The organism is Xanthomonas campestris pv. asclepiadis (assembly GCF_020784175.1).
In the GTDB taxonomy this organism is placed as follows: Bacteria; Pseudomonadota; Gammaproteobacteria; order Xanthomonadales; family Xanthomonadaceae; genus Xanthomonas; species Xanthomonas campestris_D.
Genome location: NZ_JAJGQM010000012.1, coordinates 1 through 21,254, shown reverse-complemented (window position 1 = coordinate 21,254; position 21,254 = coordinate 1). Strand labels below are relative to the sequence as shown.

10 protein-coding genes are annotated in these 21,254 nt (G+C 62.1%); 8 read left to right on the top strand and 2 right to left on the bottom strand.

The window, feature by feature from the left end; translation table 11 throughout:
* Positions 1–72 precede the first annotated feature (72 nt).
* Positions 73–1,887: a GspE/PulE family protein gene (locus LL972_RS07895; protein WP_228327118.1), complete on the bottom strand. Its 1,815-nt coding sequence runs from the start codon at positions 1,885–1,887 to the stop codon at positions 73–75.
* A 90-nt stretch (positions 1,888–1,977) separates the two neighbouring features.
* Here LL972_RS07895 and glyQ point away from each other — a divergent pair, with 90 nt between their 5' ends.
* The 3 genes from glyQ to LL972_RS07880 all read left to right on the top strand — a co-directional run bounded on the left by glyQ (position 1,978) and on the right by LL972_RS07880 (position 6,964).
* Entirely contained in the window at positions 1,978–2,886 is a 909-nt protein-coding gene (glyQ, locus tag LL972_RS07890) for a glycine--tRNA ligase subunit alpha (RefSeq protein ID WP_228327117.1), read from the top strand.
* Positions 2,887–3,179: 293 nt separating this feature from the next.
* Complete coding sequence (glyS, locus tag LL972_RS07885) at positions 3,180–5,375, top strand: glycine--tRNA ligase subunit beta (RefSeq protein ID WP_228327116.1); 2,196 nt, start codon at positions 3,180–3,182, stop codon at positions 5,373–5,375.
* On the top strand, positions 5,375–6,964 hold the full coding sequence (locus tag LL972_RS07880; protein WP_228327115.1) for a tetratricopeptide repeat-containing sulfotransferase family protein: 1,590 nt from the start codon (positions 5,375–5,377) through the stop codon (positions 6,962–6,964). Before glyS ends, LL972_RS07880 begins: the two co-directional genes overlap by 1 nt.
* Positions 6,965–7,189: 225 nt before the next feature.
* On the opposite strand, the gene LL972_RS07875 is transcribed toward LL972_RS07880, so the two are convergent.
* Entirely contained in the window at positions 7,190–9,886 is a 2,697-nt protein-coding gene (locus LL972_RS07875) for a TonB-dependent receptor domain-containing protein (protein ID WP_228327177.1), read from the bottom strand.
* 238 nt (positions 9,887–10,124) lie between these two features.
* Between LL972_RS07875 and LL972_RS07870 the strand changes: the two genes are divergently transcribed.
* From LL972_RS07870 to LL972_RS07850, 5 genes are all read left to right on the top strand, one after another.
* Positions 10,125–11,906: an autotransporter assembly complex protein TamA gene (locus LL972_RS07870; protein ID WP_228327114.1), complete on the top strand. Its 1,782-nt coding sequence runs from the start codon at positions 10,125–10,127 to the stop codon at positions 11,904–11,906.
* Positions 11,903–15,757, top strand: coding sequence for a translocation/assembly module TamB domain-containing protein (locus tag LL972_RS07865; protein ID WP_228327113.1), 3,855 nt, complete (start codon positions 11,903–11,905; stop codon positions 15,755–15,757). The genes LL972_RS07870 and LL972_RS07865 overlap by 4 nt, the downstream gene beginning before the upstream one ends.
* Positions 15,758–15,966: 209 nt before the next feature.
* The gene (locus LL972_RS07860) at positions 15,967–16,188 is read left to right on the top strand and encodes a hypothetical protein (protein WP_228327112.1); all 222 of its coding nucleotides are present in this window, start codon (positions 15,967–15,969) and stop codon (positions 16,186–16,188) included.
* A gap of 364 nt (positions 16,189–16,552) precedes the next feature.
* A complete protein-coding gene (locus LL972_RS07855) occupies positions 16,553–16,873 on the top strand; it encodes a hypothetical protein (protein WP_228327111.1) in 321 nt (106 codons plus the stop codon).
* A 139-nt stretch (positions 16,874–17,012) separates the two neighbouring features.
* The coding region (locus LL972_RS07850; RefSeq protein WP_228327110.1) for an RHS repeat domain-containing protein at positions 17,013–21,254 on the top strand (4,242 nt) is incomplete at its 3' end.

The window sequence follows — 21,254 nt, the reverse complement described above, 5'->3', positions numbered from 1 at the left end:
GCCGGGGCGCGGAGCGGGGGTTGGGGTGAGGGTCGCCTGTACCGATAACCGTGCAAGTCCCAGGCGATCCGCCTAGTCCCGCGGTGGCAACACCGACAACACCTCTTCCACCGTGGTCAGCCCGGCGGCGACCTTCTCCAGGCCGGTGCGCCGCAGCGTGCGCAGGCCCTCGCCACGCGCGGCGTGGCTGAAGCTGGCCAGGTCGGTGTCGGCGCGGATCAGGCTGCGCAAACGCGGCGTCACCGGCAGCAACTCGTACAGGCCGACACGGCCCAGGTAGCCGGTGCGGCGGCATTCCAGGCAGCCGACCGGCGCGTGCACATTGAGTACTTCCGGCAGCGTTTCGCCCGGCTCGCGGATCGCCGACCAGTCGTCGTCGCTGAGCGTCTGCGGGCGCTTGCAGTGCACGCACAGCGTGCGTACCAGCCGCTGCGCCAGCACGCCGTTGAGCGTGGAGGCCACCAGGTAATGCGGCACGCCCAGGTCCAGCAAACGGGTGATCGCCGAGGCGGCGTCGTTGGTGTGCAGCGTGGACAGCACCAGATGCCCGGTGAGCGAAGCCTGCACCGCCATCTGCGCGGTCTCCAGGTCGCGGATTTCGCCGATCATGATGATGTCCGGGTCCTGGCGCAGCAGCGTGCGCACGCCGCTGGCAAAATCCAGGTCGATGTTCTGCTGGACCTGCATCTGGTTGAACTCGGGCGCGATCATCTCGATCGGGTCCTCCACGCTGCACACGTTCACGTCCGGCGTGGCCAGGCGCTTGAGCGTGGAATACAGCGTGGTGGTCTTGCCCGAGCCGGTGGGGCCGGTGACCAGCACGATGCCGTGCGGGCGCTCGACCAGCGCGCTCCAGCCGGCGGCCTCTTCCGGGCTGAAGCCGAGCTGCTCGATGCTCTTGAACGCCGAATCCGGGTCGAAGATGCGCATCACGCACTTCTCGCCGAAGGCGGTGGGCATCGTGGACAGGCGCATTTCCACCTCGCGCCCGCCCGGCGAACGGGTCTTGATGCGGCCGTCCTGCGGGCGGCGGCGTTCGGCCAGGTCCATGCGGCCGAGCACCTTGATGCGGCTGACCACCGCTGTCATCACCGAGGGCGGCACTTCCAGCACCTTGTGCAGCACCCCGTCGATGCGGAAACGCATGCGCCCGGCCTCGCGCCGCGGCTCCAGATGGATGTCGCTGGCCCGCTGTTCGTAGGCGTACTGCAGCAGCCAGTCGACGATATGCACGATGTGGTGGTCGTCGGCATTGACGTCGCCGGCGCGGCCCAGTTCCACCAGCTGCTCGAAACTGGGCAGGCCGGCACCGGGTTCGGCGCTGCGTACATCGCCGCGCGCGCCGCGCACCGACTGGGTCACGCCGAAGAACTCCATCGTGTAGCGGTGCAGGTCCAGCGGGTTGATCAACGCCAGTTCGATGCGGCGCCGGCTCAGGTGCTGCACGTCGGCCAGCCATTCCAGCGCCAGCGGCTCGCTGGTGGCGATCAGCACGCGCTCGGCATCCAGCGCCAGCGGCAGGATGCGGTGGCGGCGCGCATAGGCATGCGAGACCACGCCGGTGACCGCGGCCACATCGATACGGGTGGGATCGATGCGCAGATAACGCAGGCCGGTGCGGGTGGCCAGCCATTCGGTCAGCCGTTCCAGCCCGAGTTCGCCGGCCGGCGGCTGCGCGGCATGCAGCTTGAGATTGGCCAGCAGCACCAGCGGATGCACTTCGCTGGCATTGCGCACGCCGGCGGCGGAGAACTGCACGCGCTCGTGTTCGTGCGGCACCACCATGCCATCGGCGAGCAACGCGGCGGCCACCGGGTCGAACATCAGGCGGCCGCGCGGCAACAGTGCCGCTGCGCTTTCAGTATCGGCCGTACGCCGCTGTTCCATGCTTGTTCGTCCCCCGCAGCGGTGCTCCGCGGCAAAGCGCTGCGGGTCGGCCGGTATACTAGCGCACCCCTTCCGCACGGCCTTTGCTGCATGTCCGATTCCCGGCGCGTTCCAATCACTTTCCAGGGCCTGATCCAGACCCTCAACCAGTACTGGGCCGAGCAAGGCTGTGTGCTGATCCAGCCGCTGGACCTGGAAGTGGGCGCAGGCACGTTCCATCCGGCCACCTTCCTGCGCGCGCTGGGACCGGAGCCGTGGAATGCGGCCTACGTGCAGCCCTCGCGTCGCCCCACTGACGGCCGCTATGGCGAAAACCCCAACCGCCTGCAGCGCTACTACCAGTATCAGGTGGCGATGAAGCCCAACCCGGACAACATCCAGGACCTGTACCTGGGCTCGCTCAAGGCCTTGGGCATCGACCCACTGGTGCACGACCTGCGCTTTGTCGAAGACAACTGGGAATCGCCGACGCTGGGCGCCTGGGGCCTGGGCTGGGAAGTCTGGCTCAACGGCATGGAAGTCACCCAGTTCACCTACTTCCAGCAGGCCGGCGGACTGGAGTGCAAGCCGGTACTGGGCGAGATCACCTACGGGCTGGAACGGCTGTGCATGTACCTGCAGAGCTGCGACAACGTCTACGACCTGGTGTGGACCTACGGCCCGGACGGCACGCCGGTGAGCTACGGCGATGTCTATCACCAGAACGAGGTGGAGCAGAGCGCCTACAACTTCGAGCATGCCAATGTGGCCGAGCTGTTCCACCGCTTCGATGCCTGCGAAGCCGAGGCCAAGCAGTTGATCGAGGTCGGCTTGCCGCTGCCGGCGTACGAGCAGGTCACCAAGGCCAGCCACGCGTTCAATCTGCTGGACGCGCGCCGCGCGATCAGCGTGACCGAGCGCCAGCGCTACATCCTGCGCGTGCGCGCGCTGGCGCAGGGCGTGGCGCAGGCGTATTACGCACAACGCGAGAAGCTGGGCTTTCCCGGAGTAAAGAAGTAACCAAAGCCCCTCTACCCCCGGGAGAGGGGTTGGGGTGAGGGGACGGGGCGCAGCCCTCCTGCACCCAAACTCCCCAGAGCTTCGCCCGTACCCTCATCCGCCCCTTCGGGGCACCTTCTCCCGAGGGGAGAAGGGACCAAACGCCCCTCTCCTGCGGGAGAGGGGTTGGGGTGAGGGGACGGGGCGCAGCCCTCCTGCATCCAAACTCCACAGAGCTTCGCCCGTACCCTCATCCGCCTCTTCGAGGCACCTTCTCCCGACCGGAGAAGGGAACACGTAAAGGTCCACGTCTTATGAGCGAACAACTTCCCCTGCTGATCGAACTAGGCACCGAAGAGCTGCCGGTCAAGGCGCTGCCGGGTCTGGCGCAGGCCTTCTTCGATGGCGTGCTGGCCGGTCTGGAAAAGCGCGGCGTCGCCGTCACCCGTGGCGATGCCAAGCCGCTGTCCACGCCGCGCCGGTTGGCGGTGCTGCTGCCGGGCGTGGCCACCGAGCAGCCCGAGCAGCGCTCCGAAGTGCTGGGGCCGTATCTCAACATCGCGCTGGATGCCGAGGGCAAGCCGACCAAGGCGCTGGCCGGTTTCGCCGCCAAGGCCGGCATCGACTGGACCGCGCTGGAGCGCACCAGCGATGCCAAGGGCGAGCGCTTCGTGCACCGCGCGGTGACGCCGGGCGCGCGCACCGCCGACCTGCTGCCCGACATCCTGCGCGAGGCGATCGCCGCGATGCCGATCCCCAAGCCGATGCGCTGGGGCGCGCACGAATACGCCTTCGCGCGGCCGGTGCAGTGGCTGGTGCTGCTGTTCGGCGATGCGGTGATTCCGGCCGAGCTGCTGGGCGTGCGTGGCGATCGCCTCACCCGCGGGCATCGCTTCATGCATCAGGGCGAGGTGTCGCTGGCGGTGCCGGGCGACTACGTCGAGGCGCTGCGCGCCGCGTATGTGCTGGTGGATGCGGACGCACGCCGTGTGCGCATCGTCGAGGAAGTCGAAGCTGCCGCCAGGCAGGCCGGCGGTAGTGCGCGCATCAGCGACGACAACCTGGAACAGGTGGTCAACCTGGTCGAATGGCCGTCGGCGGTGCTGTGCAGTTTCGAGCGCGCGTTCCTGGCGGTGCCGCAGGAAGCGCTGATCGAGACCATGGAGATCAACCAGAAATTCTTCCCGGTGCTGGACGACGGCGGCAAGTTGACCGAGCAGTTCATCGGCATCGCCAATATCGTCTCCAAGGATGTGGCCGAAGTCGCCAAGGGCTACGAGCGGGTGATCCGTCCACGTTTTGCCGACGCCAAGTTCTTCTTCGACGAAGACCTCAAGCAGGGGCTGGAGGCGATGGGCGCCGGTCTGGCCAGCGTGACTTACCAGGCCAAGCTGGGCACGGTGGCCGACAAGGTCGCGCGCGTGGCGGCGCTGGCCGAGGTGATCGCGCCGCAGGTCGGTGCCGATCCGGTGCAGGCACGTCGCGCCGCGCAGCTGGCCAAGAACGACCTGCAGTCGCGCATGGTCAACGAATTCCCGGAGTTGCAGGGCATTGCCGGGCGCCATTACGCCAAGGCCGCCGGCGAGCCCGGCGAGATTGCGCTGGCGATCGACGAGGCCTACCAGCCGCGTTTTGCCGGCGATGACATCGCACTGTCGCCACTGGGCAAGGTGCTGGCGATCGCCGAGCGCCTGGATACCTTGGCCGGTGGTTTTGCGGCCGGGTTGAAGCCGACCGGCAACAAGGACCCGTTTGCGCTGCGGCGTAATGCCCTGGGGTTGGCGCGGACGGTGATCGAGAGTGGGTTTGAGCTGGATCTGAAGGCGACGCTGGTGACTGCGGTCAAGTTGCTGCCATGGGATCGCCTCGTGAGAAAAGCGACGCTGAAAGACGCAGAAAAAATTGCTGATATCGACTCCGCGCAATACGCGCAGCTCGCTTCTGAAATCTTCGATTTCATCCTCGACCGCCTGCGCGGCTACTACGCAGACAAGGGCGTTGCTGCCACGCACTTCAACGCGGTCGCCGCACTGTTCTCGGTCGCGCCCGAGGGCGCTCCTGCATCGGCCAGCGTAGGAGCGCACCCGGGCGCGACCCACGGTTCCCTCTACGACTTCGACCGCCGCATCGAGGCGATCGGCATCTTCGCCACGCTGCCCGAAGCCGAAGCCCTGGCCGCAGCCAACAAGCGCATCCGCAATATCCTGCGCAAGGTCGAGGGCGAGATCCCCGGCGATATCGACACCACGCTGCTGCGCGAGCCGGCCGAGGAAGCCCTGGCCGAAGCGGTGGAAGCGGCCATCGGCGACACCGGCGATGCGCTGCACCGCCACGACTATGTTGCCGTGCTCGCACGCCTGGCGCGGCTGCGCCCGCAGGTCGACGCGTTCTTTGACGGGGTCATGGTCAACGCCGAGGACGCGCAACTGCGCGCCAACCGCCTGGCCCTGCTGAAGAAGCTCGGCGACCGCCTCGGCAGCGTCGCCGCCATCGAGCATCTGTCCAGTTGATGGCCGCCTCCGCCGGCGCGGTGCACTGGCAGACCGCGCAGGCCGCGTTGGCACGTCGCGACCTGGGTGTGGCGGCGTCTGCCTTGCAGGCGCTGCTGGAGGTGGAGCCGGCGCATGTGTCGGCCCGCGTGCTGCTGGCCGGCACCGTGTTGGCCAATGGCAGGATGCGCGAGGCGGTTGCGCAGTTGCGGCTGGCCGCAGTCGATCTGGGTGACGAGGTGGCGATGCGTTGCCGCGTGGCGCAAGCCTTGTTGCGTGTCGGCGAGCATCGCGCACTGCATGCCTTGCTGCGGCATCCGTCGGTGATGCAGTGCAACGATGGCCCGACCTTGGCCCTGCTCGCGCATGTGCATCAATCGCTGGGCGAACATGGCAACGCACTGGCGATGATGCAGCGCGCGCAGGCCTGCGGATTCGATGGACCGGATTTCCGTTTCTTTCTTGCGGTGCAGCTGCAATTCAATGGTTGCCTCGATGAAGCGGCGCAGGCGCTGGAGCATGCGCTGGCGCAAAAGCCCGGCTATGGCCGCGCGGCGTTGACGCGTGCACGCCTGCGCCACCAGACCGCCAGCAGCAACCATGTCGAGCAACTGCGTGAGCAACTGCAACGCGCCAAGCCCGACAGCGAAGATCGCGCCGGGCTGGCGTTCGCGCTGTACAAGGAGCTGGAAGACCTCGGCCAGACCGATGCCGCCTGGGACGCGCTGCAGCACGGCAATGCGGTGATGCATGCGCGCCTGCGCCATGATGCCGATGCAGAAGCTGCGCTCTACACGCAGCTGGGAGCATTGGCCCAACAAGGCGTGTTCGCCGCGCAGCAAGCCCCCGCCGCGCAGGGCCCGCAACCGATCTTCGTGCTCGGTTTGCCGCGCTCGGGCACCACGGTGCTGGAGCGGATGCTGGGCAATCATTCCCAGATCGTGTCGGCTGGCGAGTTGAACGACTTCGGCCATCAACTGCGTTGGGGCGCCGACCAGGCCGGTCGCAGCCTGCTGGATGCGCGTCTGCTGCAGGCGCTGCCGACGCTGGATTACGCGCAGATCGGCGCGCGCTACCTGGAACAGACGCAATGGCGAGCCGGATCGGCGCGTTGGTACATCGACAAGTTACCGGCCAATGCGGTGGCGATCGGCCCGATCGCGCGCGCCTTGCCGGGTGCAGTGATCGTGCATCTGGTACGCGAGCCGATGGCGGTGTGCTTCTCCAATTACCGCGCGCTGTTCGGCGACTCCTACGCCTATAGCTACGACCTGCACACGTTGGCGCGTCACTATCAGGCGTATCACGGGTTGATGGCGCAATGGCGCGCGGCATTGCCGGGCCGGGTGATCGATGTGGACTATGCGCAGATGGTGCGTGATCCATCCGCGGTCCTTGAGCAGTTGATGGCGCGCTGCGGGCTGGAGATCGAGCCCGGGCAGATCGATATCACCCGCAATGCGGCCGCATCGGCCACGCTGAGCAGCGTGCAGGTGCGCGAAGGCGTGCATGGGCGCAACCTGGACGAGTGGCGGCGCTATGCCGCACAGCTGGAGCCGCTGCGGCTGGACTTGCTGCATGCCGGCCTGATCCAGGCCGACGCACGCTGACAACGGCCAGCAAGACGACGCGAGGATGCCGCATCGGTGCATGCGGCGTGCCCGCTGCGTGTCGTCAGCTTGGGCTGCGCATCCTTCCCGGCCGCTCCAGACTCGCTCAATCGCAGTCGCGGCGCTCCCCGAGCGCTCGATTCAAGAACACTTGCCCTAAGCCTTGGCCAAAAAAAACCAGCGGCAGCCCCATGGCTGCCGCTGGACGCTACCGCCTTGGATCACTCAGTGCGCGCCGAAACGCCAGTTCAGCTCCAGCATGTAGGAGCGGCCGTAGCCGGTGTAGTTGAAGATGTTGTAGTACGGGTAGCTGGTGTAGGTGCGGTCGCGTGGCGGGCGGGTGTCGGCCAGGTTGTTGACCGTTGCGGTCAGCGAGATGTCGTCGTTGAGCGCATAGTCCAGCGTGGCATTGAGCGTGGTCCACGCCCCGACCTTGCGTGCGCCTTCCACCGCATACCCGTCGGTGCTTTGTTGCGCCACCAAGTTGGGCGTGCGGCCATTGCGTTGACCGAACAACGTGGTGGTCCATGCATCTTTCTGCCACGTCACCGAGGCGTTGACGATGCTGCGGAACTCGGAGGAGAAGAATGGTTCGCTGAGCAGGTCGCGTACCGGATCCTGCGGGAACTGCTGGCTTTCGTGCTTGAGGGTGAGGTTGTATTGCGCATCGAAGACGAACAGGCCCCAGGATTCGGTCGCCAGGCTGTACGTCGCCTTGCTGAGTACGCCGGAGATCTCCTCGTTGGAGATATTGATCGGGTTGATGCGGATGTCGCTCAGGCGATTGGGTACCGGTGCATCGGCGGCGGTGCGATCGATGCGCGACAGTGCATCCACACAGGTGGGCGAGCTGATATCCAGGTTACCGAGACGGCAGGCCGATTCGGTCTGCAGCAGGTTGTCGGTGCTCAGGTCGCTGACTTTCTGGTCGATCTTGATGTTGTAATAATCGGCGTTGACGCTGAAGCGCGCACTCGGCGACCACACCACGCCATAGCCCCAGGACTTTGCCGTGATCGACTGCAGGTCCCGATTGCCGGCGCGGCGTCCGGCGATCGAGGTGCCCGCGTAGGTGCAGTCGGCGATCGGCACGTTGGGCTCTTCGATTGCGCACCGGTAGTAATCGTTGACGCCCTGGAAGAAGCCGCTGTCGCCAGCGAAGGAAAACGCCATGTCCGGTGCCTTGAACGCAGTGGCATAGTTGCCGCGGAACAGCAGCGAATCGATCGGACGGAATTCCAGCGCGGCCTTGTAGGTGAACTTGGAATCGCCACCGCCGCCCTGGTTCTTGTAGTCGTCGAAGCGTCCGGACAGGTTGGCCGTCAACGTCGAGAGAATCGGCACGCGCATTTCGAACGCCGCCGCCCAGTTCTCGCGCTTGCCGCTGCCCTGGGTGCCGGTCAGCTGGTAGAAGTCGCCGGCGATCACGCGTTGATCGGTCGGGTTTTCCCAATACTGGTTGCCAGCCTGCAGCACGCCGGCCACGCCCACGGCACCGGCCGGCAGGTTGAACAACTCGGTGTTGGTGAGCTGCAGGTTGACGTTCTGGGTCCAGGTCCTGGACTTGGTGCGGATCTCGTCGTTGAAGCTGCTGTATTGCGCCGGCGTCAATGCGCGATAGAAGTTGGCGTCGTTGGGCGAATAGATCGGGTAGCCGTAGTACTCGCCTTGCTGGGCCCCCAGGAACTGCTCGCGGAAGAAGTCTTCGATGCGATCGGCCAACGGCCATTGCTGGCGGCTGTCGATGCGGTATTCGGCGCGTGCGTAGTACGCATCGTAGGTCCAGTTGCTGGCGCCCAGCCCGCCCTTGATGCCGGCGGCGATGTTGTAGGAATCGGCGGTCTGGCGATTGTTGTTGAAGTTCAGGTTGCCGGTCTCTTCAGGCGCGAAGATGCGTTGGTAGCCTTCCAGTTGCTGGCTGTCCTGGTTGTAGAACAAGCCGCCGGTATCGGACGAGGTCTGCCAGAAGCGTGAGCCGCTGTTGACCTCCACCTTGGTGCGATTGAGCAGCAGCGTCGCGTAGCCTTGGGTGTTGTCGTTGAAGGCGTAGGTCAGGTTGGCGTAGCCGCTGGCGCTGCGTTCCTTGTTGAGGATGCTGGCGTAACCGGGCTCGGTGCGGCTGCTGCAGAAGTTGCCGCGATTGGCGCGGTTGTCGTATTGCACCGTGCCGTTGAACAGCGGGCCCAGTGCATCGCAGTTTGCGGCGCCGGGGTCGATGTAGGTGGTTGGCGTGTTGTGCAGCGCGATGCGCGAGCCGTAGCGCAGCGTGGGATCCGGATTGTCGGAGGTGGAATCGAAATCGCGCCGCTGGTAGCCGTAGATCGGATCCTGGTTGTTGAGCTGCAGGCCCCAGACGAGATCGGCCTTGCCGAGGGTACTGCCGCCGGTAAGCTGGAAGCGCTGGTTGTTGCCGCCACCGCCGTCGTAGGTGTCCATGCGGTAATTCATCTGCACGCCATCGACGTGCTTCTTCAGGATGATGTTGACCACGCCGGCAATGGCGCTGGAGCCGTAGATCGAGGACTGGTTGCCGGGCGCCACGTCGATGCGTTCGACCATACCCACCGGCACGCTGGCCAGGTCGACGAAGTTGCTCTGGCCGTTGTAGAGCAGCGGGTAATCGGCCATCGGCCGGCCGTCGATCAGCACCAGGGTGAAGCCGGGATCCAGGCCGAGCAGGCTCAGCGATTTGGCGCCGGCGGTGAAGCCGCCACTGAACTGGCCATCCTGCACCGAGCCGGTGGCCATCGGCTGCGAGCGCAGCACATCGTAGACATCCTTGAAGCCGCGGCGCTGGATGTCCTGGGCGGTGATGGAGAACACCGGGGTGGCTGTTTCGACCTGCGATCGTGGAATCAATGAGCCTGTCACGGTGATCTTGTTCAATTCCGTCACTGCCTCCTGACTCTGACTCTGGGCCATCGCAAGCGATGGCATGGCCAGGGCGGCGCATACGGCGTTGACCAACAAATGGCGCTTCATGGAAACCTCTCTCTCCAAAGGTGTGGAACAGGGCGCGGCGATCGGGGGAGGGCCGCGTGGCATCGCTGTCAACGAAACGTTAACAACACCCCGACTCTAACCAGCCCCCACGCCTCCGTATAGTCGAGATTGCTCAGATTTTTTGTCCCTTCACGCCTAGGCTAGGTATCCTTTGCCGATGCTTAAAGTCGCGTTTGCTCTCTCCCTGCTGTGCACTCTGCTCGTTCCGCTGCAAGCGGTTGCCCGGGCCACCATCGACAAGATCGAAATCAAGGGCTTGGACGACGACGCCGACGCCGAGATGATCGAGAACATCGAGGTCTCCCTGTCTCTGTATGAGGCCGTCGGTAAGGAGCAGGGCGAGTCGCGACTGGAATATCTGTTGGCGCAGGCCGAACGCCAGACGCGCGAAGCGCTGGAACCGTTTGGCTACTACTCGCCAACCATCGATCTGGCCGCGCCGCGCAGCGGCGACAAGGTGACGGTGGTGATCACCGTGGAGCGCGGCGAACCGGTGCGCGTGCGGCAATCACATATCTCCATCACCGGCTGGGCCGAGCAGGACCGTTACCTGGGCCAGGATCTCAAGCAATTCGAACCGCGCGAAGGCCAGGTCTTCAGCCATCCGCAGTACGAAGCGAGCAAGGTGCGCATCACTCGCCGTCTGGCCGAGCGCGGTTACTTCGATGCCGACTTCACCCAGCGCCGCGTTGCGGTGACGCGCGCCGAGCACGCTGCCGATATCGATCTGAACTGGGATAGCGGCCGCCGCTACGACATGGGCAAGGTGCGCTTCGACTACGACTACTTCCGCCCCGGCCTGTTCGAGCCGCTGGTGTATTGGGACGAGGGCAGCTACTACCACGAAGGCAAGCTGGATCGCCTGCGCGAGTCGCTGACCAAGCTGGATTACTTCAGCACCATCGACATCCAGCCCAAGCCGGAAGAAGCCGACGACCAGGGCCGGGTGCCGGTGGATGTGAAGCTCACCCGTGCCAAGCGCACCGTGTACACCTCGGGCCTGAGCTACGGCAGCGAGAGCGGCGCCGGTGTGCGTGGCGGGGTGGAGCGGCGTTATGTCAATTCGCGCGGCCACAAGATGGACACGCAGCTGGATTACGCGCAGAACCGCAAGAGCCTGACCACCAGCTACCGCGTGCCGGCGTTCCGCTGGCTGGATGGCTGGTACACCGCCTCGGCGCGGCTCTATGACGAGCAGACCGAATACATCGACCTGCGCAACGTCAAACTCACCGGCAGCCGCAGCGGCCAGATCAACGAGCACTGGAGTGCGATCGCTTCGATCAACGCCTTGCGCGAGCGCTGGCGGTTCAGCAGCGGCAGCGATTTCACCGATGCGGTCTACGAGACCTCCACGCTGATCTATCCGCAGTTGCAGGTCAATTACGTCAATGTTGATGACCGCCTGTTTCCGCGCAGCGGCGTGTCCGGGCAGGCCTTCATCCGCGGCGGTGCCGAAGGCGCCGGCTCGGATACCAACTTTGGCCAGCTCTACGGCCAGCTGCGCTGGTTCCTGGGCGCCGGCGACAATGGCCGGGTGATCCTGCGCGGCGAAGGCGGCACCACCTGGACCAGCGACCTGGTGGCGATGCCGCCGAGCCTGCGCTTCTTTGCCGGTGGCGCCAACAGCATCCGCGGCTATGCCTTCCGCGAAGTCGGCCCGCGCACGCCCAAGCCGGACGAATTCGCGCTCGGTGCCAAGAACGTGGTGACCGCCAGCGCCGAATACGAGCATTACCTCAAGGGTGGCCCCTGGGGTGGCGCGGTGTTCGTCGATAGCGGTAGCGCGTTCGACGACACGCCCGACTGGCACACCGGTATCGGCTTCGGTCTGCGCTGGCGCTCGCCGGTGGGCCCGGTGCGCGTGGACATCGCGCATGGCTTGAACGACCCCGACTCGCAGTTCCAGCTCTATATCGATATCGGGGCCAACCTGTGAGCACACCGACGCCGCCCCCCGCGCCGCGCCGCGCGCGTTTCTACCGCCGCCGCCGGTTCTGGGTGGGCTCCGGGCTGACCTTGCTGGGGTTGGTGTTGCTGGCCCTGATCGCGGTGTACTGGCTGCTGCAGACCGTGGCCGGGCGCGATGTATTGCTGGCCCAGGTCACCGCGCGCCTGCCGGTCGGTGCCAGCTTCACCTACGGCAAGGTCGAAGGCCCGGTGGCCGGCCCGCTGACCTTGCGCGATGTCGATTTCCGGTATCAGGACATCCACTTCACCGCCGAGCGCGTGTATCTGGAACCGGACCTGCGCCCGTTGCTCGGGCGCAAGCTGCAACTGGATGCCGTGCAGGTCAGCAATGCCACCTTGAATCTGGGCAAGAGCGATGAGCCGTTCACGCTGCCGAGCTGGCCCGAGTCGCTGCCGCAGATCAACGTGCCGCTGGCGATCCAGGCCGACAAGATCGACGTGGAGAACCTGCGCATCACCCAGCTGCAGCAGCCGATGATCGTCCTGCATAAGGTGCAGGGCGGGCTGGAAGTGGCCACCGGCGAACTGCGCACGCGCAATCTGGTGGTCGATACCGACATGGGCGACTTCCGCCTGCACGGTGACTACGTGCCCAACGACGATTACCGCGCCGACCTCACCGCCACTGCGGTGCTGCCGGCCGCACGTGGGCGCACCCCGGCCAGCCTGGGGCTGGTGGCACGCGGTGATCTGGACAAGATGGAAGTGGCCATCGCCGGCCGCGCGCCGGCACCACTGCAGGCCAGCCTAGTGTTCACCGGGCGCGATGATCCGACCTGGACCTTCAAGGCCGTCACCGAGGCGCTGGATACCTCGCTGCTGATGCCGGCCACCAATGGGCAGTACGCCGCCCCGGCCACACCGATCGCGCTGAACCTGCAGGCCTCCGGCAAGGGCGGCAATGCCGACCTGCAAGGCAGCATCAAGCAGGGCGAGTTGAGCGCCAGCTTGCAGCCCTCACACATCAGCCTGCTGGACCAGGTGATCACGGTCGAGCCGTTGGTGATCGATGCCTTCGAAGGCCGCGCGCAGTTGCGTGGGACTGCGGATTTCCGCGACACGCAGAATCCGAGCTTCCGTTTTGCGGTCAACGCCAGTGGCCTGCGCTTCACCCCGACGCCGGACCCGGCCACCCCCGATGCGCCGGTGGTGCCGGTGGAACTGGTCGATGCGCGCCTGGGCGTGGCCGGTAACCTGAAGGCGTGGGCGGCGATCGGCCGCGCCACGCTGGAGCGCGATGGGCAGCAGGCCGCGCTGGTGTTCGACAGCCGCGGCAACGATCAACGCGCACAGCTCAAGCAGGTGCAGGCCAAAACCCCGGGCGGCTCGCTGGATCTCACCGGCGAAGTGGGCTGGACGCCGGAGCTGCAATGGGATGTCACTGCCCAGCTGGCCAAGTTCGATCCGGGCTATTTCGCGCCGGGCTGGAACGGCAATCTCTCCTGCAAGGTCGCCTCCAAGGGCCGCCAGTTGCCGGCGCCGGCCGGTGGCGTGTCGCCGGGTTTCGAAGCCACCGCGGATATTCCGAGCCTGACCGGCCAGCTGCGTCAGCGCGCGCTATCGGCCAACGGCAAGTTCGCCTTGCGTGGTGAACAGGGCGAGGGCGAATTGCAGCTGTCGCTGGGCAATAGCCGCATCAACGCCAAGGGCAAGGTCGGCGACCAACTGGATATTGCCGCGCAACTGCAGCCGCTGCAGCTGGACGATGTCCTGCCCGGCGCCACTGGCACGGTGCGCGGGCAGCTGCAGGTCAGCGGCAAGCGCGATGCCCCGGACATCACTGCCGACATCGTCGGCAACGGCCTGCGCTGGAACGACTACAGCGCGCAGAGCATCAGTCTGCGTGGGCGGCTGCCGTGGCGCGGCAGCGACGGGCAACTGGCCTTGCAGGGCACCGCGATCGAAGCCGGCGTGGTGCTGGACAGCGTGCGCGTGCAGGCACGCGGCGCGGTGGAAGCGCTGCGCCTGGATGCCGATATCGCCAACAGCATGGCCAACCTCGCCCTGCAGGGCGATGTCCGTCGCAACGGCGAGCGCTGGCAGGGCCAGGTCGCCACGCTGCGGATTGCACCGGCCAAGGGCGACGCCTGGGCGTTGCGTCAGCCGGCGCAGTTCAGCACCGACGGTGCGGCATTCACGCTGTCGGACACCTGCCTGGGCGCAGCCACCGGTGGCGCGCTGTGCGCCAGCGCGAACTGGCCGCGCGAGGGCATGGTGGTGCACGGCGATGCGCTGCCGCTGTCGCTGGTGCAGCCGTGGCTGCCCAAGCAGGAGGGGCGGCAGATCTATCTGCGCGGCGAGCTGGCGCTCGATGGCAGCTTCAAGCCGCGCGGCAATGCCTGGGAAGGCTCGTTCCGCATCGCCTCGCCCGAAGGCGGCATTCGCCTCGGCGAAACCCGCTACGCGGCGGTGGCCGGCAATCCCAACCGCGGCGAGTTGCTGCGCTACGACCAGTTCAGCGTGCAGGCCGATTTCACCCCGCAGCAGATCCAGGCCAAGCTGGGTATCGGCTTCCAGGGCGCCGGCTTTGTCGATGCCAAGTTCAACACCGGCTGGGATGCCTACGCGCCGCTCAACGGTGAGCTGTATCTCAATATGTCGCGACTGTACTGGCTGGAGCTGGTGGTGGCCGATGTGGTGCAGCCCAAGGGCCTGGTCGAAGGCCATGTGAGCCTGCGCGGCACCCGCGATAAACCGCTGCTGGGCGGCGATGCCACCTTGAGCAACTTCACCGCCGAATATCCGTCGATGGGCCTGACCCTGAGCGAGGGCAAGGGGCGCTTCGACGCACTGCCGGATGGCTCGGCCAAGATCACCGCATCGGCCAAGTCGGGCGAAGGCACGCTCAACATCGATGGCGGGCTGTCGTGGTTCGGCACCAGCACGCCGTTGCTGCTGAATATCCGCGGCCAGAACGTGCTGGCCTACAACACCAGCGAGTTGCGCATCATCGCCAATCCGGACATGCAGTTCGGCATCACCGACAACACCATGCAACTGCGCGGCAAGGTCACCGTGCCCGAAGCCGATATCGACCTGGAACGCCTGGATCGCGGCACCTCGGTGTCCGAGGACGTGGTGGTGCTGGACCCGGTGGACCCGGAAGAAGCGCCGGCCTCGCCGCTGGATATGGACCTGGCCATCGTGCTTGGCGACAAGGTCAATATGAGCGGCTTCGGCCTGAAGGGTGGACTGAGCGGGCAGATGCAGATCCGCGCGCGCCCGGGCCGCGAGATGACCGCCAACGGCGGGCTGGACGTGCGCGGCCGCTACAAGGCCTATGGCCAGGATCTGACCATCAGCCGCGGCCAGCTGACCTGGAACAACAACATCGTTTCCGACCCACGCGTGAGCCTGCGCGCCGAACGCAAGGTCGGCGATGTCACCGCCGGTATCGACGTCAGCGGCCGTGCCGAATCGCCGCGTGCCGATGTGTGGTCGGAGCCGGCGATGTCGCAATCCGAAGCACTGTCCTACCTGGTGCTCGGCCGCGGCCTGTCCACCGCCAGCAGCGACGAAACCCAGCAGGTCAGCGCCGCCTCGGCCGCCCTGTCGGCCGGCAGCAGCCTGATCGCCTCGCAGATCGGCGCCAAGCTCGGCCTGGACGAAGCGGGGGTCAGCGAATCCAGCACCGTCGGCTCGGTGGTGGGCTTCGGCAAGTACCTCTCGCCCAAACTCTACGTCGGCTACGGCGTCTCGATGGTCGGCAGCGGCTCGGTGCTGACGCTCAAATACCTGCTCAGCCGCGGCTTCGATATCGAAGCCGAATCCAGCACGGTGGAGACCAAGGGGTCGGTGAACTGGCGGCGGGAGAAGTAACCCGCCGCTTGCTCTTCATCACATATTGACAAAGCTGACTTGGCTGTTCATTCTGCCGGGGTGGCCAGCTTTGCTTGTCGTGCAGGGGTACCAGGGGAACGTAACTACTAACTAGCCTGCGCACATGCGTGGCGCTGTTTGTGGCCGTTGATATCGTTTTATAGCTGATAGCAAGGGAAGCTAAGGTGCATCTTGGTAAAAGATCGTGCTTGCAGTATTTGCTGGCGCTGGTGGCGTCATTGTCTGGTGCGACCATGGCCGCCGAGGGCACTGGCCCCGGAAAAATCACTTACGTAGAGAATGGCTGGTATGGCGAGGGGATCGCTCTACATCATTCCACTGGGTCGATCACAGGTTGCACCGCTGGTCCAAACGACTTCGTTATCGATCGCAACCATGCGGCATACCAAGAACTGCTGCCATGGCTCTGACAGCGTGTACGCGTGATCTTGATGTGCAGCTGATTGTAGAAAAAGGCGACTGTGGATTTGGTGGGCGCACCAAGATATTGGCGATGCGTTTGGCAACGTACCAACGTCTGCGGAATGGTCTACGGGAGCTCGCAGACCATTGGACTGTCTGGAGCACGGGTCGGGAGGTTCTTACGGTTCATACAAGTCGACTTTGACAGTGTTGCTAGGACGCGATGTCTTCAACTAGTTGACGCAGACAGATATTGAAAGCCACTACTACGATCGTCTTAAGGCCGCTTCCACTGCGCATCAAATGCATGCATGTCGACTTACAGGACGTTCTGCAAGCAGATATGGTCAATAAAATAATCACGAGGAAATGATGAAGATTTTTGCAGGACTAGCCATGGTTTTGGGAATGTTTGCGATATCGGGTCCTGCGGCTGCATTGCAGTACATCACCGGACGCGTGGTTCGGGTCGAGGCGACTTATATGCCAACGCAAATTCCATTTATCCTGACCGAAGGAAATGCCGTATGTCCTGCCGGGAAGCCAGTGTACTGGTCGAATTCAAACACCGAAAACAACAAGGCGATCTATGCCGTCCTGATTGCGGCAATGACTGCCGGAAAGAAGATAACGATCATAGTTGATGATAATGATCAATCTTGTAAGGGTAAGTTTTTATATCTTGAAGAATAATGGCGCATCTAAATATCGGCTCTAAAGCAGTCCTCCAAGCATGGATATTTAAGTGCGATCAAGATTTTTAAGAAAGATCGCGCATTACTTATTCGTCCGCCGATAGAGCTATCAAGTCAATATAAATCAAGGTAAATATATGTTGGGCGAAAAGTATAAAAGCCTAATCGCATTAGGCGCTATTTTTTTAGCGCTGCCCTTGCAGGCACAAATGGTTTCTCCTGAATCAGAGTTCGACAAGCGCGTGCGCAGTTCCCAAACAGTGCAGCCGCTTGGCGAAAAGCCCTTTGGCGAACTGATCGACCTCTACACAGGAGCGATTTCGTTCCGGCAAGCTGACATAGTCCAAGAAGGTCAAGGGCTTCCCATTGAGCTTTCGAGAACTTTAGAAATTAATGATCGCAGTTTCGCGGAAGCACCCTCGCGCGCGTTTGCTGATTGGCGGCTAGAAATTCCAAAAATTGAAACCATAATTGGCGCCGAAAGATTTGGCCTGGGGTGCAAGAATATCTCACCCGCCCCGACAATTGTATTGAATAGCAGTGCTTCGTCTAGGCCGATATTTTATCCCAGTGAACAATGGTGGGGAGGTTATCAGCTTGTTATTCCCGGAAGCGGCCGTCAGGAGTTGTTAGCGAAAGATGGAGCGAACGGAAATATTCCACAAGCTATGACCGTAGATGGCGCAGCGGTCAACTTTTCACTGGTAACTAAAAGCCAATGGGCGATTGGTTGCTTGCAAAGAGCCGCAAACGGTGTGGTCGGTGACGGATTTTTTGTGGTCTCTCCCGAGGGCACGAAGTACTGGATGGACTGGGCTGTCACCAAGCCATACACCAACGTCGGCTTCGCTCAGCCAAACTTCGGAGGAGTAGCGCGGAGTATAGCGATGCGTCTTGTTTCCAAGGTGGAAGATAGATTCGGAAACACGCTCATCTATCAATATGACTCAGAAGGTAATTTAGCTAGAATCGCCGCGAGCGATGGCCGTTTGCTCACTTTGAGTTATGAATCGTGGTCGCAGCGAATAGGCGGAACAACTGAAGGGGGAATACGTATCACCTCTGCAGTACTTCAGACTTCAGATATTCCATCGAGGGCTTGGTCATACCGATACGGCGTGTTATCGGACGGGCGTACTCATCTGGTATCAATTATCCAACCCGATGGCTCCTCGTGGGCTTTTGATGTCGGAGCATTAGGGACAGCACCAGGATATTCCGCCGTCGTATATCCGACCGATAACGGATGCTCTTTTGTCACCAGGCCGAGCACAGTTACCGCCATAGGAACTATGCGCCACCCGTCAGGGCTGACGGGCGCTTTTACAGTGGGATCGACTATCAGAGGTCGTTCGTACGTACCTTATCTTTGTGATAATTCATTCAATCGAAGAACGCTTGTTCATCCCAATGTATATGTCTCTCGAACGCTTGCTAAGAAAGAATTCTATGGGCCTGGCGTTGCCTCACGGATATGGTCATACGCTTATTCGGTCCCAAACAATAGCTGGAGCAAAGACTGTGGAGCCGGCTGCTCTTCGACGGTCTGGACCGATGTTATAGGGCCTAACGGAAGCGCAACTCGCTACACGTACAGTAATAGATTTGACGTAAGTGAAAGCCAATTACTTAAATCGGAGCAATTTTCGGGAGCTATCGGGACAAATTTGGTTAGAACTGAACAAAATTGGTATGTCTCGGCTACTAATGGCCCTTGGCCAGCTCGTCTTGGAACAGGGTTTGCCGCCAATTTAAATTCTGATCAAATGACTCGTGTTTCCCCGCTCGGCTCCAGAGTAATCGGACAAGACGGTACGGCCTACACATACTCAGTGGGCAACTACGACACTTTTGCGAGGCCGATTACTGTCTTGAGGTATACGCCGTGGTACGGGCGAACCGACGTTAAAGCATACTACGACAATATCCAGAAATGGGTGCTTGGCCAGGAGGCCAGCTCGACGAACAGTGATACCGGGCTAGTCGAAAGGCAAATATCGTACAACGGCAATGCGCAGCCAACCGTAATCAATAATTTCGGAAAAATGAAGCAGACAATTAGTTATAACAGCGATGGCACAATCGCTTCCGTCATAGATGGAAATAATAACTCTACCACGCTTGGATTATGGAAAAGAGGTATACCTCAGTCGATTCGTTTTTCGGATGGGACTGCAATCTCTGCATACGTCAACGACAGTGGCTGGATAACGTCAGCGACTGATCAGAATGGTTACACAACCAATTATAGCTACGATGCAATGGGCCGCCTGTCTGCAATTGCCTATCCTACGAACGATAGCTCTGCTTGGAATGCGACCGTGCAATCCTTCGAGCAAGTGGGCGCTCAGGAATACGACATTGCGGCAGGTCATTGGCGCCAAACGGTAGCCACCGGCAACGCTCGCAAGATCACTTATTTCGATGCAATGATGCAACCGCTACTGACGCGGGAGTACGACGCAGCAAACGAGTCTGGTACGCAGCGGTTTCAGAGTTTTTCATACGATAGTATGGGGCAATTGATCTTTTCTTCGTACGCGGGAAACAGCAGTGCGCTCAACACGGGTTATCGGAACGGCTACGACGTGCTGGGAAGAATGACCTTGTCCTCCCAAGACTCTGAACTCGGTCGACTAAACACAGTTACTAGTTATCTTGCCGGTAATCAAACCAGCGTCGCCGATCCGCGCGGACAGGTCACTGTTACAGGCTATCAAGTCTTCGATCAGCCAGCCTATGACAAGCCTGTTTGGATCCAGCACCCGGAAGGAACCTACACCGATATTCCGCGGGATCTATTTGGTAAACCAACATCGATCACCCGGCGTAACGCAAATTCATCTCAGGTGCTTACGCGTAGTTACGCCTACAACGGTAATCAAGAGCTGTGCCGTTCAGTGGAGCCTGAGACGGGCGCCACCTTGATGGGATACGACCCTGCGGGAAACATGAAATGGTCAGCTGCCGGACTTCCAGCGGATGTGGGTTGTGATCTGAATGGAACAAGTGCCACGATCGCGGCGCGTCGAGTAGATAGAACCTATGATTCGCGCAGTCGTTTAACTGCGCTGCTCTTCCCTGATGGAAACGGGAATCAGCGCCGGACGTACTGGCCGGATGGTTTAGTTAAGCAGATAACCACAATCAACGGCGGTGTAGCCAATTACAACAGTTACACCTACAACAGGCGTCGTTTTCTTATTGGCGAGAGTCAAGGGCAGGCGGATGGAGAAACCTGGGCGATTAGCTCGATCTACAATGCAAACGGTCACTTGGCGATGCAGCGTTATCCTACGGGTATGACTGTTGACTACGCTCCAAACGCGTTGGGCCAAGCCACACGATCCGGGAGCTACGCGACAGGCGCTAGCTATTATCCAAACGGAGCGCTTCGGCAGTTTACATATGGAAATGGCATTTTTCACAATATGGTGCAGAACGCACGACAGCTGCCAGACACGAGCGAAGATGCCTTTGGTGGCAATGTCGTATTTAGTGATGGCTATGACTATGACGCAAACCGTAATGTTGCAGCCATTACAGACGGGGCGACTGGCCGCAATCAGCGCGGTAACCGAACGATGACATATGACGGGCTGGATCGTTTGAGGTCTACTGTATCTCCTATGTTCGGCAACGCTGAGTATCGCTACGACTCCCTGGATAATCTGACCTATGTTAGAGCACCCGGGCGCGAGCACTACTATTGCTACGATCCGTATTGGCATCTCACCAATATCAAGATCAACGAGTGCTCCGGAAGCACCGTCGTCGGTTTTGCGTACGATCTGCAGGGCAATCTCACCAATAAGAATGGGCAGGCGTACGTCTTCGACTTTGGGAATCGCTTGCGTGCAGCGACAAATAAGGAAGACTATCGGTACGACGGCAACGGTAGGCGAACCCAGGCAACACAATCGAGCGGCAGCGTAGGGTCGATGTATGATCAATCTGGAGTTCTGCGCTTTCAGAAGAATCAACGCCGTTCCAAAATGACCGAATATGTTTTGCTGGGCGGCAGCAACGTGGCGGAAGTTGAGTGGCCGTTTGGACAGGTGCCTGCAATGAAGGACGCTTTAACCTGGGCCGCTACTCCTGGAAGCGTGCGCTATGTGGTTGAGGAAAGTATCGACGGATTGACGTGGACTTCTGTTTACGAGGGCGATCAAGCCACGTGGACTTCGTTGTCCCGCCCCTCGGGAACCTATTCGTATCGTGTGCTTGCCTGTACGCAGGACGGAACATGCACTCCATTGACTGGGGTTTCGCATGTCAAGCGTTCTGCTGCAGATATCGTTCTGTCGACTCCCCCTAATTCAATGCCAGCCAAAACTAGAGGTCTGCGGTTGATGTTGATCACGGAACTCGGCGGGCGT